The 15,600-nt window shown below is 68.2% G+C and carries 11 protein-coding genes; 3 read left to right on the forward strand and 8 right to left on the reverse strand.

Annotated features, from left to right (window positions below):
- Nucleotides 1-21: 21 nt before the first annotated feature.
- Together ACFOPI_RS06825 and ACFOPI_RS06830 are read left to right on the forward strand one after the other, a co-directional pair.
- Nucleotides 22-1,812 (forward strand): acyl-CoA dehydrogenase, encoded by a 1,791-nt coding sequence (locus tag ACFOPI_RS06825; protein WP_382172365.1) that lies wholly within the window; start codon nt 22-24, stop codon nt 1,810-1,812.
- Between the two features lie 31 nt (nt 1,813-1,843).
- Entirely contained in the window at nt 1,844-2,824 is a 981-nt protein-coding gene (locus ACFOPI_RS06830; protein ID WP_382172366.1) for an NAD(P)H-dependent flavin oxidoreductase, read from the forward strand.
- A 24-nt stretch (nt 2,825-2,848) separates the two neighbouring features.
- On the opposite strand, the gene ACFOPI_RS06835 is transcribed toward ACFOPI_RS06830, so the two are convergent.
- Nucleotides 2,849-5,131, reverse strand: coding sequence for a penicillin-binding protein 1A (locus ACFOPI_RS06835; RefSeq protein ID WP_382172368.1), 2,283 nt, complete (start codon nt 5,129-5,131; stop codon nt 2,849-2,851).
- A 134-nt stretch (nt 5,132-5,265) separates the two neighbouring features.
- On the opposite strand from ACFOPI_RS06835, the gene ACFOPI_RS06840 reads away from it, so the two are divergent.
- Nucleotides 5,266-8,304 carry a transglycosylase domain-containing protein gene (locus ACFOPI_RS06840; RefSeq protein WP_382172370.1) on the forward strand — a complete coding sequence of 1,013 codons (3,039 nt, stop codon included), beginning with the start codon at nt 5,266-5,268 and terminating at the stop codon, nt 8,302-8,304.
- Here the strand turns inward: ACFOPI_RS06840 and ACFOPI_RS06845 are convergent.
- The 7 genes from ACFOPI_RS06845 to ACFOPI_RS06875 all read right to left on the reverse strand — a co-directional run bounded on the left by ACFOPI_RS06845 (nt 8,288) and on the right by ACFOPI_RS06875 (nt 15,476).
- Nucleotides 8,288-9,223, reverse strand: coding sequence for an AraC family transcriptional regulator (locus tag ACFOPI_RS06845; RefSeq protein ID WP_382172371.1), 936 nt, complete (start codon nt 9,221-9,223; stop codon nt 8,288-8,290). The two genes, ACFOPI_RS06840 and ACFOPI_RS06845, sit on opposite strands and share 17 nt — an antisense overlap.
- Before the next feature lie 38 nt (nt 9,224-9,261).
- Nucleotides 9,262-10,653 carry a D-arabinitol 4-dehydrogenase gene (gene dalD / locus ACFOPI_RS06850; RefSeq protein ID WP_382172373.1) on the reverse strand — a complete coding sequence of 464 codons (1,392 nt, stop codon included), beginning with the start codon at nt 10,651-10,653 and terminating at the stop codon, nt 9,262-9,264.
- Between the two features lie 25 nt (nt 10,654-10,678).
- On the reverse strand, nt 10,679-11,413 hold the full coding sequence (locus tag ACFOPI_RS06855) for an SDR family oxidoreductase (RefSeq protein WP_382172374.1): 735 nt from the start codon (nt 11,411-11,413) through the stop codon (nt 10,679-10,681).
- 4 nt (nt 11,414-11,417) lie between these two features.
- A complete protein-coding gene (locus ACFOPI_RS06860; protein WP_382172375.1) occupies nt 11,418-12,461 on the reverse strand; it encodes an ABC transporter ATP-binding protein in 1,044 nt (347 codons plus the stop codon).
- Nucleotides 12,462-12,482: 21 nt separating this feature from the next.
- Nucleotides 12,483-13,313 carry a carbohydrate ABC transporter permease gene (locus ACFOPI_RS06865; protein WP_382172376.1) on the reverse strand — a complete coding sequence of 277 codons (831 nt, stop codon included), beginning with the start codon at nt 13,311-13,313 and terminating at the stop codon, nt 12,483-12,485.
- 7 nt (nt 13,314-13,320) lie between these two features.
- The gene (locus ACFOPI_RS06870) at nt 13,321-14,193 is read right to left on the reverse strand and encodes a carbohydrate ABC transporter permease (RefSeq protein WP_079366209.1); all 873 of its coding nucleotides are present in this window, start codon (nt 14,191-14,193) and stop codon (nt 13,321-13,323) included.
- 80 nt (nt 14,194-14,273) lie between these two features.
- A complete protein-coding gene (locus tag ACFOPI_RS06875) occupies nt 14,274-15,476 on the reverse strand; it encodes an ABC transporter substrate-binding protein (RefSeq protein ID WP_382173075.1) in 1,203 nt (400 codons plus the stop codon).
- Nucleotides 15,477-15,600 lie beyond the last annotated feature (124 nt).

Here is a 15,600-nt window from a genome sequence, read left to right on the forward strand (position 1 = left end):
ATTCGATCCAAGGAGACTTTCATGAGCTACACCGCCCCCCTCAAGGACATGCTGTTCAACATCGAGCATCTGGCCCGCATCGACCAGGTGGCCCAGCTGCCCGGCTTTGAGGACGCCGGCCTGGAGACCGCGCAGGCCGTGCTGGAGGAGTGCGCCAAGCTCAACGAAGGCGTCATCGCTCCGCTGAACTGGGAAGGCGACAAGTACCCGTCCTCTTTCCACGACGGCAAGGTCACCACGACCCCCGGCTTCAAGGAAGCCTTCAGGCAGTATGCCGAAGGTGGCTGGCAGGGCCTGCAGCACCCGGTGGACTTTGGCGGCCAGGGCCTGCCCAAGACCATCGGCGCGGCCTGCGGTGAAATCCTCAACAGCGCCAACATGAGCTTCGCGCTGTGCCCGCTGCTGACCGACGGCGCGATTGAAGCGCTGATCACTGCCGGTTCGGACGATCTGAAGAACGTCTATCTGGAAAAGCTGGTCAGCGGCCAGTGGACCGGCACCATGAACCTGACCGAGCCGCAGGCCGGTTCCGACCTGGCCGCTGTGCGCAGCCGCGCCGAGCCGCAGCCCGACGGCACCTACAAGGTCTTCGGCACCAAGATCTTCATCACCTATGGTGAGCACGACATGGCCGAGAACATCGTCCACCTCGTGCTGGCCCGCGTCACCGGCGCTCCGGAAGGCGTGAAGGGCATCAGCCTGTTCGTGGTGCCCAAGTTCATGGTCAACGCCGACGGTTCGCTGGGCGCGCGCAACGACGTGCACTGCGTGTCCATCGAGCACAAGATGGGCATCAAGGCGTCGCCCACCGCGGTGCTGCAGTACGGCGACCACGGCGGCGCCGTGGGGTATCTCGTTGGCGAAGAGAACCGCGGTCTTGAGTACATGTTCATCATGATGAACGCCGCCCGCTACGCCGTGGGCGTGCAGGGCATCGCGGTGTCCGAGCGTGCGTACCAGAAGGCCGTGGGCTACGCCAAGGACCGCGTGCAGAGCCGCCCGGTGGACGGCAGCTTCACCACTGCCGCGCCCATCATCCACCACGCCGACGTCAAGCGCATGCTCATGACCATGCGCGCCGCCACCGAGGGCTGCCGCGCCATGGCCAGTGTGGCCGCCGCTGCCTACGACGCGGCGCACCACCACCCGGACGCCGAGGTGCGCAAGCAGAATGCCACCTTCTATGAATTCCTGGTGCCGCTGGTCAAGGGCTACAGCACGGAGATGAGCCTGGAAGTCACATCGCTGGGCGTGCAGGTTCACGGTGGCATGGGCTTCATCGAAGAAACCGGCGCGGCCCAGTACTACCGCGACGCCAAGATCCTGACCATCTACGAAGGCACCACCGCGATTCAGGCCAACGACCTGGTGGGTCGCAAGACCGCGCGTGACGGCGGCACCTCGGCCAAAGCGATTGCAGCGCAGATTCAGAAAACTGAAACCGAACTCACGGCCCGTGGCAGCGCCAATGCCCTCGCTGTGGCCAAGCGGCTGACCGCCGCGCGCCTGGCCTTCGTAGACGTGGTGGAGTTCATCGCTGCGAACAGCAAGAGCAACCCGAACGCGGCCTTTGCCGGCAGCGTGCCCTACCTGATGCTGGCCGGCAACCTGGTGGCGGGCTGGCAGCTGGCGCGTGCGCTGCTGGTGGCCGAGGACCTGTCCGCCAAGGGACAGGACGTGCCCTTCATGCAGGCCAAGATCACGACCGCCCGCTTCTACGCCGACCACCTGCTCAGCCGCGCTCCGGGCGTGCGCGATGCGATCGTGGAAGGCGCTGAGGCCGTGACCGCACTGCCGGCCGAGGCCTTCTGAGACCATACACGGATCACCCACTGGAGACGACATGACCCAACGCCAACGCTACCTGCCCCCGGTGCTGCAGAACCTGCCGTTCCCGGTGATCGGCTCGCCGCTGTTCATCATCAGCAACCCCAAGCTGGTCATCGCCCAGTGCAAGGCGGGGGTGGTGGGCTCCATGCCGGCACTCAATGCGCGCCCGGCCTCGCAGCTGGACGAGTGGCTGGCCGAGATCACCGAGGCGCTGGCCGCCCACGACAAGGCGAACCCCGACAACAAGGCTGCGCCGTTCGCGATCAACCAGATCGTGCACAAGAGCAACGACCGTCTGGAACACGACCTGGAGCTCTGCGCCAAGTACAAGGTGCCGGTGATCATCACCAGCCTGGGCGCCCGCGAAGACGTGAACCAGGCGGTGCACAGCTGGGGCGGCGTGGTGATGCACGACGTGATCAACAACGTGTTCGCGCACAAGGCGATCGAGAAGGGCGCCGATGGCCTGATCCCGGTGGCGGCCGGCGCCGGCGGCCACGCCAGCGTCAAGAGCCCGTTCGCCATGATCCAGGAGATCCGCGAGTGGTTCGACGGCCCGGTGGCGCTGTCCGGTTCCATCGCCTCGGGCGGCGCCATCCTGGCGGCGCAGGCCATGGGCGCCGACTTCGCCTACATCGGTTCGGCCTTCATCGCCACCGATGAAGCCCGTGCGGTCGAGGGCTACAAGCAGATGATCACCGAATGCAACTCGGACGACATCGTCTACAGCAACTTCTACACCGGCGTGCACGGCAACTACCTCAAGGGCAGCATCCGCAACGCGGGCATGGACCCGGACAACCTGCCGGTCAGCGACCCCAGCAAGATGAACTTCAGCACCGGCGAGGGCGCCAATGCCGCCAAGGCCTGGAAGGACATCTGGGGCTGCGGCCAGGGCATCGGCGCCATCCGAGAGGTGGTGCCGGCGGCCGATCTGGTGGCGCGCTTCAAGCGCGAATACGCCGACGCCAAGGCGCGCATCTGCGCGGGCTGAGCGGGCTGTGCGGGCCCGCTCCGCTCAGTTCTTGAACAGTTCCCGGATCGCGTCGAGGATCGTCGGCGGTCCGGCGTACTGCGCGCCCGCTGCGTCCTCGATGGTGGCCACGGCGCCGCCGTTGGCCCATTCGGCGTAGAGCCAGTCGTCGTTCACGCGGGCCAGGCCCGCTGGCGCATCGCCCGGCGCAGCGACCGGTACACCCTTGAGCGCGGCGGCCATGTAGTCGGTCCAGATCGGCAGCGCCAGCCGGCCGCCAGACTCGTGGTCGCCCAGGCTGCGGGGTTTGTCGTAGCCCATCCAGACCACCGCCGCCAGCCCGGGCTGGTAACCGGCGAACCAGGCGTCGAGCACGTCGTTGGTGGTGCCGGTCTTTCCATAGATGTCGGTGCGCTTGAGCCGGGCCTGGGCGCGTGCGGCGGTGCCGACGCTGGTTACGTCGTTGAGCATGCTGCCCATCACATAGGCGTTGCGCGCCGGGATCGCGCGGTTCTCTTCCGTCAGCACGGGCGCGGCGGGCGCCTCGAACAGCACCTTGCCCTGGGCATCGGCGATCTTCTCGATCACCACCGGTTCGACCGACCAGCCACCGTTGGCCAGCGTGGCGTAGGCGCGGGCCATCTGCAGCGGCGTCACCTGCCCGGTGCCCAGCGCCAGCGTGAGGTTGTCCGGCTGCTTGGCGACGTCGAGGCCGAAACGCCCCAGCCAGTCGCGTGCGCGCTGCGTGCCGGTGTGCTGCAGCACGCGCACGCTCACCAGGTTGCTGGATTTCGCCAGCGCTTGGCGCACCGTCAGCGGTTCGCCCGTGCCGTTCCCGCTGTTGCCGGGCGACCAGCCGTTGGGCGCGGTGAACGGGCCGTCTTCGACGAGCGTCGAGGGCATCACACGCTCTTCAAGCGCGGCCGAATACAGCAACGGCTTGATGGTCGAGCCGGGTTGGCGCCAGCCCTGGGTCACGTGGTTGAAGGGCTGGCGCGCGAAGTCGAAGCCACCGACCAGGGCCCGCACGCGACCGCTGCGCGTGTCCAGCGCGACCAGGGCGGCCTCGGCCTCGGGCCATTGCGTGATCGACCAGTCCTTGCCGTTTTTGACCACGCGCAGCACCGAGCCCCGCTGGATGCGCAGCGCGTCCTTGGCCTTGGCCGACAGCCCGGGCTGGGCCCAGCGCAGGCCTTCGCCCTTGATGCGCAACTGTTCGCCGCTGGCCAACTGCACGCGCACCTCCTTGGGCGTGGCGCCCAGCACGATGGCGGCGCGCAACGTGTCGTCGTCGCGGTGGTCTTTCAAAGCCTCGGCGGCGGCGCGTTCCAGCTCGGCGTCGTCGGCGGCCGGCAGGTCTTCGCGTGCCTCTGGGCCGCGCCAGGGGTTGCGGCGGTCCTGGGCCAGCACCCCGCGCTGCACCGCGGCGTAGGCGGCGCGCTGGTCGGCGGCGCGCAGCGAAGTGGTGACGCGGATGCCGCGCGAGTAGGCGGCTTCACCGAAACGTTCGAACACCACCCGCCGCGCCATCTCGGCCACGTGGGCGGCGTCGACATCGCGTTCGCCGGGGGAGCGCAGGGTGATCTTCTCGGCGCGGGCGGCGGCCAGCTGGGCGTCGTTGATCACGCCGACCGTGTGCATGCGCTGCAGCACGACGCGCTGGCGCGCCGTTGCGCGGGCCATGTTGGCCACCGGGTTGGCGTAGTACGGGTTCTGCGGCAGGCCCGCGAGCATCGCGGTCTCGGCGATGGTCAACTGGTCCATGGACTTGCCGAAGTAGGTCTGCGCGGCGGCAGCGAAGCCATAGGCCCGCTGGCCCAGGAAGATCTCGTTGAGGTAGATCTCCAGGATGCGGTCCTTGGACAGCGCCTCTTCCACCTTGAAGGCCAGCAGGATTTCCTTGGCCTTGCGCTCCACCGTCAGTTCGCGCGTGAGCAGCATGGTGCGCACGAGCTGCTGGGTGATGGTGCTGGCCCCTTGCTTGCGGCCGCCGGTGATCAGGGCCAGGGCCGCCCGGGCCATGCCCTTGGGGTCGACGCCGGAGTGCTCGCGAAAGCGTGCGTCCTCCACCGCCAGCACCGCGTCCTGCAGCAGCTTGGGCGTCTTGGACAGCGGCACATATTCACGCCGCTCGGCGCCGAACTGGGCCAGCTCCACGCCATCGGCGGTGAACACTTGCAGGGGCAGCTTGGGCTGGTAGTGGACGATCCTGTCGATGGGCGGCAGGTCGAACGTGGAGGCGTGGGCCGCTGGCGCGGTCAGCAGCAGCGGGGCAGGGGCGGCGAGGACCAGGCCCAGAAGGAGGCGGCGCGAGAGACGCAAAGACATGGGCGCGAATTATCCGGTCGGCGTGTGCGGCACAGGTGAATGGGACGTAACCGAATGTGGCTTCGATCCACGGTTCGTCCCGGCGCCGGACCTGATGGCCCACAATTGTTGCGATGCAGCAGATGGAGTCCCCCTTGCCTGAAGAACCCGGCCTCGCGGCCTCCCCGCCGCTGCGCGGATGGCGTCCCTCCCGGCGCCTGGTGTGGATCGGTGCGGCGCTGCTGGTGGTGGCGGCGGGGGGCGGCGGGCTGTTCGTGTACGAAGCCCACACCTCCCGCCTGCAGGCCCGGTTCCTCACCCGCTACGCCGCCAGTTTGCAGTACCAGTCCGCCCCGGGCGCGAGCGACCCGATGCGCTTCCCGACCCACGGCCCCTTCGACCAGCGGTTGGGCTATACGGCCATACCGGGCATGGTGTCCCGGCTGGCGCCACGCGGGTTCGTGGTCACCGAACAGGCCCGCCAGAGCCCTGAGCTGCAGTCCCACCTTGACCGTGGCCTGTACGCGCCGTTCGCTGAGAAAAGCCGGACCGGTCTGACCGTGCTGGACTGCCACCGCGAGCCGGTCTACAGCTTCCGCTATCCGTACCGCACGTTCGAGCGCTTCGAGCAGGTGCCGCCGCTGGTAGCCCAGGCCCTGATGTTCATCGAGAACCGCGACCTGCTCGATCCCGACCGGCCCCAGATGAACCCGGCGGTCGACTGGGTGCGCTTCACGCGTGCCGTGCTGGGCCAGCTGGGCAGCCGCATCAACCCCGAGCTGGACACCCCCGGCGGCAGCACGCTGGCGACCCAGATTGAAAAGTACCGTCACTCGCCCGATGGGTTCACGCTGGACGCCCGTGAAAAATTGCGCCAGATGGCGTCGGCCTCGGTGCGCGCCTACCGGCAGGGCGCCGACACGCTGCCGGTGCGGCGACAGATCCTGCTGGACTACCTGAACACCGTGCCGCTGTCGGCGGCGCCCCGGCATGGCGAGGTGCACGGCCTGGGTGACGGCCTGTGGGTGTGGTTCGGGACCGATTTCGAGCGTGCACGGGCGCTGCTGACGCCCGCCCAGGGCCTCGCTGCCGACCCGGCCGAGCGCGCCCAGGTGCTGCGGCAGGTGGTGGCGCTCATGGTTGCGCACCGGCGGCCGTCCTGGTACCTCGCCGAGGGGCGCGAGGAACTCGACCAGACCACCGACGCGTACCTGCGGCTGCTGGCCGCCGAAGGCCTCATCGACGACGGCTGGCGCGACGCCGCCCTGCGGCAGCGGCTGGTGTTCCGCGACATGACCCGCCAGCCGCCCAAGCTGCCCGCCAGTCCGGGCAAGGGCACCACCGCCGCGCGCAGCCGCCTGGCGGGCTGGCTGGGCACCTCGCTTTACAACCTCGACCGGCTCGACGCCCGCCTCGACACCACGCTCAACGCCGCCCTTCAGGACGCGGTGAGCGGCTACCTCGGGCGCCTGGGCGACCCCGAGTTCGCGCGCAGCCAAGGCCTGATCGGCGAGCGCCTGCTGCAGCCCGGCACGCTGGGCGCGGTGCGTTACAGCTTCACCCTGCTGGAACGCACGCCCGAAGGCAACCAGGTGCGCGTGCAGACCGACACCACCCACCAGCCGCTGGACATCAACGAAGGCAGCAAGCTCGAACTGGGCTCCACCGCCAAGCTGCGGGTGCTCGCCACCTACCTGGAGCTGGTGGCCGAACTGCACGCCCGCCTGGCGCCGCAGGACCCCAAGACCCTGGGCAGCATCGCCTTCGACCGGCAGGACACGCTTACCCGCTGGGCCGTGCAGCACCTGGCCACCAGCCCCGACCACAGCCTGGACGCCATGCTGGAGGCCGCGCTGGAGCGCCGGTTCTCGGCCGATCCGGGCGAGCGCTTCTTCACCGGTGGCGGCCTGCACACGTTCAACAACTTCAACGCCGACGACAACGGGCGCACGCCGACCGTGCGCGAGGCCATGCAGGCCTCGATCAACCTGCCCTTCGTGCGGCTGATGCGCGAGGTGGTGCGCCACACCATGTACCAGGTGCCGGGCAGCACTGCGCGCCTGCTCGAAGACGACCAGGACCCGCGGCGCAGCGCCTACCTGGCGCGCTTTGCCGACCGCGAGGGCCAGACCTTCCTGCGCCGCTTCTGGCGCAAGACCGACCAGCGCAACCCGGCCGAGCTGCGGGCCCTGCTGCTGGACGGGCTGCGCCCCACGCCTGAGCGGCTGGCCGCGGTGTTCCGCTACCTGGAGCCCGGCGCCAGCGCCGAGGCGCTGGGCACGTTCCTGCGCGAGCGCCTGGGCGAAAAGGCGCCCGATGCCGCGCGGGTGCAGCGCCTGCACGAGCGCTTTGCGCCGGATGCACTGGACCTGCCCGACCGGGGCTATCTGGCCGGCGTGCACCCGCTGGAACTCTGGCTGGTGGCCTACCGCCTGCAGCACCCGGGCGCCAGCCTGTCGCAGGCGCTGGAGGACAGCGCCGACGAGCGGCAGGCGGTGTACGGCTGGCTGTTCCGCACCCGCGTCAAGAGCGCGCAGGACACCCGCATCTACACCCTGCTGGAAGTGGAGGCCTTCCTCGAGATCCACAGCCGCTGGGCGCGGCTGGGCTACCCCTTCGGCCACCTCGTTCCCTCGCTGGCGACGGCTCTGGGCAGTTCGGGCGACCGTCCGGCGGCCCTGGCCGAGCTGATGGGCATCATCGTCAACGACGGGGTGCGCCTGCCCACCCGCCACATCACCGGTGTGCACCTGGCCAGCGGCACGCCCTGGGAGACGGCGCTGGGCCGCGCGGCGGCAGACGGGGAGCGCGTCATGGCGCCCGAGGTGGCGCGCGCGCTGCGCAAGGCCCTGTCCGAGGTGGTGGAGCGGGGCACCGCGCGCCGCCTGTCCGGCAGCTTCAAGACCGAGGGGGGCGAGGACCTGTCCCCGGGCGGCAAGACCGGCACCGGCGACAACCGCGTGGTGGTGCGCGGGCGCGCCACGCTGGCGCTCAACCGCACCGCCACCTTCGTGTTCCATCTCGGGCCGCGCTACTTCGGCAGCCTCACCGCCTACGTGGTCGGGCCGGACGCGGCGAAGTACCGCTTCACCTCGGGCCTGCCGGTGCAGATCCTGACCTCGATGGGGCCGGGCCTGATGCCCTATCTGGACGGCACCCAGGGCCGGGGCTGCCCGGTCACGCCGCGCCCTTGAAGCGCGTGAGGCTCTGGCGCCGGAACTCGGTGGGCGTCATGCCCTTGATTTCCAGAAAGCGGCGGTTGAAGTTGGCGACGTTGTTGAAGCCGACCTCGTAGCAGATGTGGGTGACCTGCTGGTCGGTGTCCATCAGCAGCTGGCAGGCGCGGCTGATGCGCACGCGGTTGACGAAGTCGGTGAAGGTGTTGCCGGTGGCCTTGCGGAAGAAGCGGCTGAAGCGGCTCTCGCTCATGCCCAGCTCGGCCGCCAGCGCGCCGGCCGAGTGGTCGTCGGCCAGGTGGTCGGTGATGCGGCTGACCACGGCGTGGATCTGGTCGATGGAGGCGTCGTCGTCGTCGCTCTGCAGCTGCACGCTGGAGAGCAGGCGGTAGTCGGTGCAGGCCGTGAGATCGGCCATGAAGTCGCAGAAGGCGGTGAGCCGTCGCAGGCCGCGCGCGTTCTTGACCCGGTGCCAGTGCCGCTCGGCCGTTTCGGACAGACCGAAGAACTCGATGCCGTGTTTGGCGCGTTCCAGCAGGGGCAGCACCTCGCGCAGTTCGGGGATGGTTTCGGCGGCGCGGATCAGGGGTTCGTGGGTGAACTGGATCACCAGGTCGCGTTGGGCCACGCCGCCTTCGGGCATGTCCATCGTGACCCAGTTGTGCGGCAGGCGCGGGCCGGTGAGCACCAGCTGGCCGGCCTGGAAGGGGCCAATCCAGTCGCCCACGAACACCTTGCCGCTGGTGCTGGTGATCAGGTGCAGCTCGTACTCGTCGTGGTAGTGCCAGCGCGCCAGCGGTGTCGGAAAGCCGTGGGAGAGACAGCGCACGAAGCCGACATCCGAGGACAGCTCATAGCCCAGGTCGGGCGAGCGCACGAACTCGTGTTCCAGCTCGGGTTTGAGCTGTCGTGGGGCGGTAGGCGTCTTCACGGTCATGGCGGGCTCCGGCGTCAGGGCGCCTAAGTTACACCTGTTCAGGCCCCGGCGCGCTCCGCCACGAAGGCTTGCACGCGTGCAAAGGCCTTGCGCAGGGTCTCGACCAGTTGCGTATGGCCGGCCATCTCGCCCCAGAGCGTGGTGTCGGCGGCATAGGCGGCCACCGGGTCGGCGGCCTCGCAGATGGCTTGGGCCGCCGCCGGGTCCATGGCCTGGTCCTGGTAGGTGTAGGGGATCTGGCCGGCGTGCCAGCGCTGCAGGTAGGCCAGGAACAGCGCGGGCAGCATCGCCACACTGTCAAACGAGCCGCCGCGCGCCAGCTGGTCGCGGATGGTGGGCGCGATCATGCCGGGGATCTTGGAGAAGGCGTCCATTGCCACGCGCTGGTTGGTATCGGCGATGGCGGGGTTGCCGAAGCGGTCGAGCACCACGTCGCGGTACTGCTCCAGATTGATCGGGCAGGGCAGCAGGACCGGAATGGCGTCGTCGGTGACGTAGTCAAAGGCCATCTTCCGGATGGCGGCGTCGTGCGTGCCTTCGTGGATGTAGCGGTAGCCCGCCAGTGTGCCGGCCCAGGCGATGCAGCTGTGGGTGGCGTTGAGCAGCCGGATCTTGGCTTCTTCGTAGGCTTGAACCGAGTTGACCATCTCGACCCCGACCTTCTCCCATTCAGGGCGGCCCGCGATGAAGTTGTCTTCGATCACCCACTGGATGAAGCTTTCGCCCATCACGGCGGCTTTGTCTTCCCAGCCAGTGGCGGCCTTGACCCGCTCGGCCACGTCGGGCGTGGGGCGCGGCGTGATGCGGTCGACCATGGCGTTGGGGCTGGTGGTGTTGGTTTCCACCCAGGCGCGCAGGGCGCCGTCGCCCAGCGCGTCGATGAACTGCAGCAGGCCGCCGCGCGAGCGCTCGCCGTTGTGGCGCAGGTTGTCGCAGTTCATCAGCGTCACCGGGCCGGCGCCCGCCCGCATGCGCGCGCGCAGGATGCTGACCAGACCGCCGTAGAGGGTGTGGCCGGCCTGGCCGTCCTTCACCGCGTCGAGGTCGGCGCGCAGGTCGGGGAAGGTGGCCCAGTCGAGCCGGTTGTTCGCGTCGAGGTAGTAACCGGCCTCAGTGACCGTGAAGCTGATGATGCGGGTGGCCGGGTCCGCACCGGTGGCGATCAGCGGGGCCAGGTCGTCCTGATAGGGGATCACCCGCTGAATCGATTCGATGCGGGTGTAGCTGCGCTCGCCCTGGGGGGTGACGGTCTCCAGCGTGTAGCGTCCGCCCTGCGCCTGCAGGGCATGGATGGTCTCGGCCATGTCGGGGCGCAGGTTGCCGCCGGCGATGGCCCAGCGCAGATCGCCCTGCTGGCGCAGCTCGTGGATGTAGACGGCCTGGTGGGCGCGGTGGAACGAGCCCAGGCCCAGGTGCAGGATGAAGTTCATGGTGCGTCGGTGAAAAGGGGGCGTGTCAGAGGTCGAAGTTCGTGGGCATGAGCACGACGTCGCGGATGGTCATGCCGCGCGGGCGGGTCAGCATGAACAGCAGCACCTCGGCCACCTCGGTGGCTTCGATGAGGCTGCCGCTGGCCTTGGCCTCGGCGAGCTTGTCGGCCGGCCAGTCGGACAGGAGCGAAGTGATGACCGGGCCGGGCGAGACCGAGCCCACGCGGATGCCGTGCTTGAACACCTGGCGCCGCACGGTCTGCACGAAACAGTTCACCGCCCACTTGGACGAGGCGTAGACCGGCTCCCAGGGCGTGGGGAAGTGCGCGGCCAGCGAGCTGGTGACGAGGATGTCGCCCGTGCCGCGGTCGATCATGTGCGGCAGCACGTTGTGCACGTTCTTCATCACCACGTTCACGTTCAGGTTGAGCATGCGGTCGATGGCCTCGGGCGTGGCGTCCAGCAGGTCGCCGCCGACGTAGAGGCCAGCGTTCGCATGGAAGATGTCCAGCTGGCCGGTCAGCGCCAGCGTGCACTCCAGCAGGCGGTTGCATTGCGCCGGGTCCAGCAGGTCCAGCACCAGCGGCAGGGCGTTGGCTCCGATGGCGGAGCAGGCCTTGTCCAGCGCGGCCATGTCGCGGTCGATCAGCACCACGCGCGCGCCGGCATCGGCCATGGCCTTGGCGCTGGCGAAACCGATGCCCGAGGCCGCGCCGGTGACGGCCGCGGTCTTGCCTTGCAGGGGAAACGATGGGCTCATGGCGTCAGGCGGCGCGCGCGGCGACCACGCGGCCGGCGGTGTCGAACCAGTGGGCCTGCGAGGCGTCGATGTCCAGGCTCACCGCATCGCCCGCGTGCAGGCCGGTGCGTTCGTTCTGGCGCGCCACGAACTGGGCGCCGTTGGGCGTGCTCACGTAGATCAGGGTCTCGGCGCCCAGCGCCTCGACCAGGTCCACCTGGCCGACCACTGGCGTGCTGCCGTTGCTGCGCACGCTCACGTTTTCCGGTCGCAGGCCGATGGCGCCCCCCACGGCGCCGGCCGGTGCCTGCTGGGCGACCACGGCGGGCACCTGCTGCAGGGGCACCACGTTCATCTGCGGCGTGCCGATGAACTGCGCCACGAACTGGTTGGCCGGCTGGTCGTACAGCTCCAGCGGCGTGCCCACCTGCTCGATGACACCGTCGCGCAGCACGACCACCTTGTCGGCCAGGGTCATGGCTTCCACCTGGTCGTGCGTCACGTAGATGGTGGTCGCGCCCAGGTCGCGGTGCAGCTTGGCGATCTCCACCCGGGTCTGGCCGCGCAGGGCCGCGTCCAGGTTGGACAGCGGCTCGTCGAACAGGAAGACCTTGGGCGAGCGCACGATGGCGCGGCCGATGGCCACGCGCTGGCGCTGGCCGCCCGAGAGTTCCTTGGGCGTGCGCTGCAGGTACTGGGTGAGGTTGAGGATGCGCGCCGCGTTCTGCACCTTCTCGTCGATCACCTTGGGGTCGACCTTGGCCAGCTTGAGCGCGAAGCACATGTTCTCGTACACGCTCATATGCGGGTACAGCGCGTAGCTCTGGAACACCATCGCCAGGTCGCGCTTGGACGAGGGCGCGTGGGTGATGTCCTTGCCGTCGAGCACCAGCTGGCCGCCGTCGATGTGTTCGAGCCCGGCGATCAGCCGCAGCAGCGTGGACTTGCCGCAGCCCGAGGGGCCGACGAAGACGATGAACTCGCCCTTCTCGATGGACAGGTCGATGCCTTTGATGGCGCGGTTCTCGCCGAAGAACTTTTCAATGCCTTGGAGTTGCAGGTAGGCCATGGGTTGTCTCTGGGTATGGAGTTACTTGACGGCGCCGAAGGTCAGGCCTTGCACCAGCTGCTTCTGACTGAACCAGCCGAACACGACGATGGGGGCGATGGCCATGAGCGAGGCCGCGGACAGCTTGGCCCAGAACAGGCCTTCGGGGCTGGAGTAGCTGGCGATCAGCGTGGCCAGCGTGCCGGCCTTGGCGGAGCTGAGGTTGAGCGACCAGAAGGCCTCGTTCCAGCTCAGCACCAGGCACAGCAGGCCGGTGGAGGCCAGGCCGCCCATGCCCAGCGGCAGCAGCACCTTGGTGGCCTCCTGCCAGAGCGTGGCGCCGTCCATGCGCGCGGCCTCCAGGATCTCGTGCGGGATCTCCTTGAACGAGGAGTACAGCATCCAGACCATGATGGGCAGGTTGGACAGCGTGAACACGATGATCAGGCCCAGCTGCGTGTCCAGCAGCTGGCTCTTTTGCGCCATCACGTAGATGGGCACCAGGGCACCCACGGCGGGCATCATCTTGGTGGACAGCATCCACATCAGGATGTCCTTGTCGCGCTTGCCCTTGTGGAAGGCCATCGCGTAGGCGGCGGGGGCGGCAATCGCCAGGCCGACCAGCGTGGACACGACGCTGGTGATCACCGAGTTCCAGGCGTAATGCAGGTAGTCGCTGCGCTCCTGCACCTCGTGGAAGTTCTCCAGCGTGGGCGAGAAGAACAGCTCGGGCGGCACGGCGATGGCCTGCAGCTCGGTCTTGAACGCGGTCAGCAGCAGCCAGCCCAGCGGAAAGAACAGCAGCAGCGCCACGGCCCAGGCGGCCACGGTGCGCACCGCGTAGGCGGGGGTGAGGGTGGATTGACGTGCCATCGTGATCTCACTTGTCCAAATTTTTTCCGACCATGCGGATCAGGAAGATCGCGGCGATGTTGGCCAGCACGACGGCGAAAAGCGCCCCAGCCGAGGCCACGCCAGCGTCGAAGTTCAGCAGCGCCTGCTTGAAGATCAGGAAGGCCACGTTGGTGCTGGCGTCGCCCGGACCACCGCCGGTGGTGGTGTAGATCTCGGCGAAGACCGAGAGCAGGAAGATCAGCTCGATCATCACAACCACTGCCACCGAGCGGCCCAGGTGCGGGATGTAGAGGTAGCGCAGCTGCTGGCCGTATGTCGCGCCGTCCATGCGCGCGGCCTCGAGCTGTTCGCGGTCCATGCTCTGCAGCGCGGTCATGAAAATCAGTGTGGCAAAGGGCAGCCACTGCCAGCTGACCATCACGATCACCGAGAACAGCGGGTGGTCGGTGAGCCAGTCCACCGGCGCGGCGCCGAAGAATGCCCAGACCTGGGCCAACACGCCGTAGATGGGATTCATCATCATGTTCTTCCACATCAGCGCGTTGACCGTGGGCATGACGAAGAAGGGCGAGATCAGCAGCACGCGCACCAGGCCGCGGCCGGCAAACGGTTCGTTGATCAGCAGGGCAATGGCCACGCCCAGGATCACGGTGATCAGGATCACGCTGCCCAGCAGCAGGATGGTGTTGATCACCGAGGTCGTGAACGACGGGTCGGTCACGAAGTACTCGAAGTTCTCCAGCCCGACGAAGCCGCTCTGGTCGGGCTGCATCAGGTTGTAGCGGATGACGGAGAAGTAGATCGTCATCACCAGCGGCACGATCATCCACAGGAAGAGCGTGGCCACCGCGGGCGTCAGCAGCAGACGCGGCAGGGTGCGCGATGTGGGGCGGTTCATGGCCATGGGCGTGAGAGGAGAAAGCCCCTCCCCCGCGGGCGGGAGAGGGGGCGGTCAGACCGGTCGGGGCCTGCGGCGGCTTACTTGTAGTAGCCGGCCTTCTTCATTTCGCGGTCGGCGGCGACCTGCGAGGCCTTGAGCGCGTCGTCGACGCTGGTCTTGCCGGCGAGCGCTGCGCTCATCTGCTGGCCCACGGCGATACCGATGGACTGGAACTCAGGGATGGCGGCGAACTGCACGCCGACGTACGGGCTCTTGGGCAGGGTCGAATCGGTCGGGTTGGCCGATTCAATCGCCTTGAGTTCGGCGGCTGCGAAGCGGGCGGCCTTCTGGAACTCCGGCGAGGCATAGGTCGACTTGCGGGTGCCGGTCGGCACGTTGGCCCAGCCGTTGGTCTTGGCGACCAGCTGGATGTAGTCCTTGCTGGTGGCCCAGGTCACGAACTTCTGGGCGGCGTCCACCTTCTTCGAACCGGCGGGGATGGCCAGGTTCCAGGACCACAGCCAGTTCGCGCCCTTGGGCGTGACGGCGGTGGGGGCCTGGGCGAAGGCCATCTGGTCGGCGACCTTGGACTGCTTGGGGTCGCTCACGAACGAGGCGGCGATGGTGGCGTCGATCCACATGCCGCACTTGCCCGAGTTGGTCAGCGCCAGGATTTCGTTGAAGCTGTTGTTCGACGAGCCGGGCGGGCCGTAGTTCTTGAGCAGGTCGACGTAGAAGGTGATCGCGTCCTTCCAGGGCTTGCTCTCCAGCTGCGGCTTCCAGCTCATGTCGAACCACTGGCCGCCGTGCGTGTTCACCAGCGTGGACAGGAAGGCCATGTTGTCGCCCCAGCCCGGCTTGCCGCGCAGGCAGATGCCATAGACGTTGGGCGGGTTGTGGATCTTCTTGGCCAGGTCGGCGATCTGTGTCCAGGTCGGGTTGTCGGCGACCTTGACGCCGGCCTTGTCAGCCAGGTCCTTGCGGTACATCAGCATGGACGACTCGCCGTAGAACGGGGCAGCGAACAGCTTGCCGTCGACCGTCAGGCCGCCGCGCACGGCGGGCAGCAGGTCGTCCACGTCATAGGCGGCGTCGGTCTTGAGCTCGGTGAGCCAGCCCTTCTTGCCCCAGATCGGCGCTTCGTACATGCCGATGGTCATGATGTCGAACTGGCCGCCCTTGGTGGCGATGTCGGTCGTCACGCGCTGGCGCAGCACGCCTTCTTCCAGCGTCACCCACTTGAGCTTGATGTCGGGGTTGGCGGCTTCGAAGTTCTTGGACAGCTTCTGCATCTCGATCATGTGGCCGTTGTTGACGGTCGCGATCACGAGTTCGGTGGCGGCGTGGGCGCCCGCAGCGGCCAGCAGGCCGGCGGCGCACACGGTGGCGAGTCGGAAATTCACAGCTTGTCTCCTGAGGTGGATG

Source organism: Hydrogenophaga luteola (assembly GCF_042648585.1).
Lineage (GTDB): Bacteria > Pseudomonadota > Gammaproteobacteria > Burkholderiales > Burkholderiaceae_C > Hydrogenophaga > Hydrogenophaga luteola.